This is a genomic window from Chryseobacterium kimseyorum (genome assembly GCF_025971945.1).
Taxonomy (GTDB): Bacteria; Bacteroidota; Bacteroidia; order Flavobacteriales; family Weeksellaceae; genus Chryseobacterium; species Chryseobacterium kimseyorum.
In genome coordinates this window covers 1-6576 of record NZ_JAPDHW010000034.1, presented here as the reverse complement: position 1 = coordinate 6576, position 6576 = coordinate 1, and the positions used below count along the sequence as shown (strand labels likewise).

General features: G+C 33.7%; 7 protein-coding genes. All 7 read left to right on the top strand.

All coding sequences use genetic code 11. From position 1 onward, the window contains the following. Window positions 1-1892 (top strand): type VI secretion system Vgr family protein (locus OMO38_RS20080; RefSeq protein WP_264751964.1); only part of this gene is annotated, 1892 nt, incomplete at its 5' end. 5 nt (window positions 1893-1897) lie between these two features. Beyond that, window positions 1898-3274 (top strand): zinc metalloprotease, encoded by a 1377-nt coding sequence (locus OMO38_RS20075; protein WP_264751963.1) that lies wholly within the window; start codon window positions 1898-1900, stop codon window positions 3272-3274. Continuing rightward, window positions 3238-3954, top strand: coding sequence for a hypothetical protein (locus tag OMO38_RS20070; RefSeq protein ID WP_264751962.1), 717 nt, complete (start codon window positions 3238-3240; stop codon window positions 3952-3954). Before OMO38_RS20075 ends, OMO38_RS20070 begins: the two co-directional genes overlap by 37 nt. 193 nt (window positions 3955-4147) lie before the next feature. Then, the gene (locus tag OMO38_RS20065; protein ID WP_264751961.1) at window positions 4148-4678 is read left to right on the top strand and encodes a hypothetical protein; all 531 of its coding nucleotides are present in this window, start codon (window positions 4148-4150) and stop codon (window positions 4676-4678) included. Window positions 4679-4680: 2 nt separating this feature from the next. Beyond that, window positions 4681-5085 (top strand): hypothetical protein, encoded by a 405-nt coding sequence (locus OMO38_RS20060; protein WP_264751960.1) that lies wholly within the window; start codon window positions 4681-4683, stop codon window positions 5083-5085. Between the two features lie 139 nt (window positions 5086-5224). Next, a complete protein-coding gene (locus OMO38_RS20055; RefSeq protein WP_264751959.1) occupies window positions 5225-5539 on the top strand; it encodes a hypothetical protein in 315 nt (104 codons plus the stop codon). 32 nt (window positions 5540-5571) lie between these two features. After that, a complete protein-coding gene (locus tag OMO38_RS20050; protein WP_264751958.1) occupies window positions 5572-6051 on the top strand; it encodes a zinc metalloprotease in 480 nt (159 codons plus the stop codon). Window positions 6052-6576 lie beyond the last annotated feature (525 nt).

The window sequence follows — 6576 nt, the reverse complement described above, 5'->3', positions numbered from 1 at the left end:
AAAATCATCATATGGGCATCAACCGATTAGTCAAGTTATCTTTGGTAATTGAAGGTAAAGTGATTAAATATTACAAACATTTCAAACTTACCCAAAGCGCACAGAAACATCATGAGTTTACGCTGATTTTGGCTCACGATACTTTAGGCGACCGCCAAACCCATACTTTAGAAGAAGCCAATAAATTTTTAGGGAAAAGGTTAACAGCGGTTATTTCCTATAAAGACATCGATAAAAGTCCGGAACGAACCTTTGTGGGTGTGATTACGGGAGTTGGTTTCAGCCAGGAGAGAATGAGTTTGGGAAATATCGTCCTGTCAGGTTACAGTCCGACTATTTTATTGGATGGCGCTCCTCATATCCAAAGCTTTGGTGGAACCCAGCCCGTGAATATGGGAATTATTGCTGAAGAAGTCATTAAGCAAGGTTTGGATAAAAGCCGATTTGATATCAGAATTGACACGAATGATTATTCGCAAATTATCTACAGCAGTCAGTATGACGAAACGCATTACAATTATCTGGCGAGAATGGCAGAAGCATATGGCGAACAGTTCTACTACGACGGTGAAGTTTTGCACTTCGGAAAACTTCCGCCACAGAATCAACCGATCAAACTGACGTATGGAAGCAGTGCGAATGACATTAGAGTAGAACTGAAAGCAGTTCATACAAAGCCTCAGTTCTACGGTTACAACAGCAACAAAAATGAAATTCTGAAATCTGGCGCAACACCGATTCAGCATGTTGGAGATTTGGCGAAAACAGCTTATCAGCATAACGACAATATTTATAAAACGCCTTCACTAAGAGTTGCTCCGATCAAAGCAACCACACATTTAGATGTAGAATATTCTCAGAAAAGCACAGCTGGAAGTGAAGCGGTGAATGTATTTACAATTTCAGGTTCTACGACGGTTCCTTTTCTTCATCCGGGTTGCGCTGTTGATATCGAAATGCGAAAACCTGATACAAATGAAACTTCGTATTTCACAAGGATAATGGTTACAGAAACGACGCATGAAATTGATACGATTGGTCATTACACCGGAAGTTTTCAAGGTATCGCATCAGACACAGGATTTATGCCAAAACCTGAGTTTACCATACCCATCGCACAGCCACAAACTGCGACCGTAATTTCCAACACCGATCCTGAAGGACAGGGCAGAGTTCAGGTGAGGTTTGACTGGCAGACGAATGACACGACTCATTTTATCAGAATGATGAGTCCCGATGCAGGAGGAACCGATCAGATTACTCAGAACCGAGGGTATGTTGCCATTCCTGAAGTGGGTGATCAGGTGATGGTGAATTTTGTACACAATCATCCAGACCGACCTTTCGTGATGGGTGGTATGTTTCATGGTGGCGTTGGTTTGGGAGGATTCGCAGACAACCGTGTGAAATCCATTATGACCAGAAGCGGACATAAGGTTGTTTTTACGGAAGATGAAAGTATTATTATTACTGATAAATCTGGAAATGAGATTCATCTTGATACAACGGGAAGTAATATTAACATTACAGCTCCGGAAACGATGACGCTGAACTGTAAGAATATGTTTATAAATGTGGGAGAAAATATGACAACCACTGTAGGCAAAGATCAGTCTGACACCATCGGTATGAACAGAAGCCAAAGTATCGGAATGAATGCGACCCAAAGTGTTGGCGCAATGAAAATGACTTCCGTTTTGGGAGATACGAGTATGTTTATTACAGGGAAGCTGACGGAAATGATTGAGGGAGATGTAACAAGTGAAGTGAAGCAGGGAAAAACTGTGATTAATTCTGACTTAGGAATTGAAACAAGTTCAAACGGTTCAATAAGTAAACATGCTCAAAATGAGGTGCAGAATAACAGTGGTGAACGTAGTAAAAATTACTAAGAACTATGAGCAGGACTAGAATAGTAAAAGGTAAGATAACAGAAGTTGTCGGGAAGGATTATAACATTTTTTCTGAGAGTAATATTGTTGATACCGCGACAGAATTGATTACCGAAAAGGGGGAAACAAATGGTATAAGTTTCCAAAATCCTTCGAAACCTTCAGCAGGAGAAATTAAAGCTAAATGTCTTGTGCTGTTTAGACCGCATAACAAGTGGAATGGTGAATATGGGTTTGATTGGATTAGAACGGGAGACACAGGACAAAGTGGTGACAAAAAATGGTATAGAGATATAATGGGAAACTATACTTATCCAAAAACGGAATATGGATTTGATTACTGTAATCCAAAATTTAACAACTTAACTTCAGAATATGATAAGTTGGTAACCTCGGAATTTAGAAAAATGATTGTTACATGGAAGAAAAATGGGAAGTATCCCTATTATTACATAATTCCATATCTTTCTTTATTACCAAATAATAAGGCAATACTTCAGCTAAAAATAGAGACTGAGGAGCAACCTGAAAGTTTTGAATTAGAATATGACACCAATTATTTTACTGCCAAATTACTCAAGCCTATTCCAACTTCTACAGGCAAACATACAATAGATCAGTGTTTGGAAATTACTTGTACAAATGAGTTTGCCAACGATCAGGAAGTAATCATAAAAGCATTTAAAGATGGAAAAGGAGAAGATGTAGGAAAGTTAATAGTTGTGAAAAATAGCACATCCAATCAGAGGAAAATCAAAGTTACATTGGTTAGTATTATTAAAGGAAAGGAAAAACCAAATTTATCTGTAGAAACGAATTTCTTAGAAAAAATTCTGCGACAATCTTATATTATTCCAACTTTTCAATATAGTTCAATAAGCATTAATCCCAAAGTTGATTTGGGAAAATACTTTCTTGAAAACAATGATACATATGATATACTTAATATAAAATTAAGAGATAAAGTGAACGTGCATGGTGCTAAAAACAATGGGTTTTTTGATGATTCATTTCGGCTATTTTTTTCCACAGATATCTGCGAAGATTTTTCATGTAATGAAAAGGGATTTTTGTTGGGTCGGGCAGAAGATATTCCAGATAAAAAATTTTTAAAATCTGCAGTTTTACCAAGCGTTATCATCTTCGATCAGAAAAAATTTGCTTTAAAAAGACCAGAAGCAGCTCATTTGGTGAGGAGCACAGCAATGCATGAGCTTTTACACGCAATGGGGCTTCATCATACTTTTGACAGTAGCAGTAAATATGGTTTTCAACAATTTGAAACAGATAATATAATGGACTACAGTGACTTAAGTACTAATATAATTGCAAAACAAACATACAGATGGCAGTGGCAAATTTTAAAAAATATATTACGATAAAAATTGTACTAATTTTCACATTAATTTCATGTGAAAAAAGCACTCTAAATGGGCAAACAAATACTGTAGGTTTGGAAAAAAAAGAGCACATGAAAAAAAAGGATAATAACAGCGATAAAAAATTTGATATTGCGAATTACGAAAAAAAATTAATAGAGAACCCGTTATATCAAAGTTTTATAAGAGAGAGTGATAAAGCTGAAGTAGAACAATATTATATTTTGAAAGAAGAATACGATCACAAAGCCTATGACCAGAAATATGTAGATTCATACATAGAGAAAGAAACCGATAAAAATGGATTCATCACTTTCTATAGTTTTTATCAAAATGGGAATATAAAAGAAACTGAATTTCACTTCTCAGAAATTGAGTATGGTACATGGAGAGTATATGATGTAGATGGGTTTGTTATTAACGAGATAAATAAAGATGAAAATTATCCTTTTTCGCTGCAAAAAGTAATAGAATTTGCAAATAAAAAAGGACGGGATTCGGTTAAAGGTGGCGGTACATTTTCGCGCAATTTCAGTCAAACATACAAAAAATATGTTTATAACCTGGAACTTTACATATCGATAAATAATAAAGAATCACACACGCAAATATACATTTTAGATGCTGCTGATGGTAAGGTTTTAGAACAGGAAAGAAAAGGTGTAACTAAGATAATTTTATAATATATACATTATATAACGCCGGGTGACGTCATATTTTTTCATAATTGAGAAAGGAAAATTATGCGTGTTAAAAAAAAATTTAAATATCATTCTAAATTTACTTTCGAAATATTTTGACTTCTTCCAAAGTGGGTGATCAGGTTATGGTGAATTTTGTACACAATCATCCCGACCGACCATTTGTGATGGGGGAATGTTTCATGGTGGCGTTGGTTTGGGAGGATTCGCAGACAACCGTGTGAAATCCATTATGACCAGAAGCGGACATAAGGTTGTTTTTACGGAAGATGAAAGTATTATAATTACTGATAAAAGTGGTAATGAAATTCATCTGGATACAACGGGAAGTAATATTAATATCACTGCTCCAAAGACGATAACACTCAATTGCAAGAATATGAATATCAATGTGACGGAAAGTATGAACACAAACGTGGGAATGAACCAAAACAATACCGTGGGAATGAATATTTCTGAAAGTGAAGGCATGAATAGAACTTCTACTGTTGGTTTATTAAATATGCTTTCTGTTGGAACTGATTTTATTACAAACGTTACAGGGAAAATGACCGAGTTTATTACCGGAAATAAAGAATCGCATACAGAAAAAGATCGATTAAGAGTTGCTAATGGTAAAATTACCAATCAAAGTCAGGGAGTTTTTGAACAGCATTCTCAAAAAGAGATTAAGAATAATTCTGCAGAAATTTCAAAAAACCATTAGTTATGGGCAAGGAATCTTTTATAGGGGGAGATTATATTGAAACTACCGGAGGTGCTTCCAAAACCTATGCAGGGAAAAATATTGAAAACTCTTCCTTTGGAAATCAATTTACACAGAATGGAATTGATTCTGGAGTGAGCTATGCTACTAATGAAGAACCTCCGATAATTTCAACAAATATAGTTTTAAAGAAATTTTTAATACATTTTAGAAGAAATACTACATACAACGGAGAGTTTGGGTTTGATTTGATACGGGATGAATATATTTATCCGATAACAAACGTTGGAGGAACAAATAAAGAATTATCTCTTGATCCAACAAAACTAAAAATAGAATACAAAACAACACAGATGTATCTAACGTTATTTCGCCCTATGGAAAAGACTACTATTGCAGTTTTCTGAATTTAATGCTGAATCAAGAGGTTACTTTAGATATAGAAGTAGAAGAATCAGAAACTTTATCTTCTGATGCAATAGAAATTTTGTTTGAAAGCAGTAATTCTGATTTGGTAATAACACCGACTAATATTGCATTGAGCACTTGATTGCAGGAGGTAAACAAAGCAAAAATTTCGGAGGTACTGCTACAAGAGATTATTATCTTGCAAATAATCAAGTGAAAGTAAAATGTAACCGAGCCTTTACGGTAAATGAACAAGTTAAAATCTTCGCAAAACTTAAAGACCCTTCCTCGGGAATAGAAGATAAAAAAGAGGTGGGAAAAATGATGATTATGAAGAATAGTGACCAGCCTAAATATACAATAAATGTGTATGTAATAAAAGCTTTTTTAAGTGATAATCCTACTTTTGGAGAGTCTTTATTGATGCAGAATTCTCAAAAATTGGTGGTTTAACAGGATTAGAAAAACACCTAAATGAAAACGGCTTGAATCAAGGATTAATTCAAGTCAATTTAATTGACACAAGAGATTCAAAGCAATTAAAAATAGAATTAAGTACAAATACTTTTAATCTTGCAAATAGAGGGCTTAATACTAGAACAGGAAGGGCAGATGAAGATTATGAAAGTATGAAAGGAATTACAAACCCTAGTCCAGCTAATTTTGAATTTGATTCAGGAAAAAGTGTTAATTTATTTAATAAGCAATTGAATATGTTATATGGACTTGATAGAGAGAAATGTATCTTATTATATCTATGTCCTCTTAAAACAAAAGATGCGGGTGGTTCAGCTTATACAATTCCACTGAACAATAAACATTGTATAATTTTTGGAACTAATTTAAATCATCCTCAATCTTATGCTCACGAAATTGCTCACACTTTAGGTTTGGAGCATATTTTTTTAGATAAAGACTCTTCTTGTAATCCGATTAGTACAACTGCTGAAAAAAAAACAATATAAATAATGAAACCAATGATTTCAAAAGGAAAATAGAAGAGTCAAAAAGAAAAGTGGAAAACAATTGGTTAAAATATAAACAAGAGAATATTGTCTACTTTACTCAAAACCCAGATAAGATTGCTAAATATAAAAGGCATACGATGAAAATAAAGTAAGTTTAAATAATCAATTCAGAGATTATGAGAAAAAGCAGAATGATCGAATAAAAGTAATAAATCAAAATGCATTTAGATTTATAAAAGCTACAACTGATAATATTATGGATTATTCTTATGAAACAGATTGTGCAAATCCACCAGTTATACTTTATAGAGATACAAGTAAATTAATATCATTTTATAAAAATCAATGGAAAATAATACAAAACGAAACAAAAAACTATTATCATTAAAAGTTTTGGTATTTTTAGTTACTTTTTTTTTAATTAGTTGTGAAAGTAGGGCGCAAATAACTCCGCCAATTCCTCAAAAAACGACAGTGAAAGTACCTAATCATGATAGTAAATATGATTCTACTTTATATTGG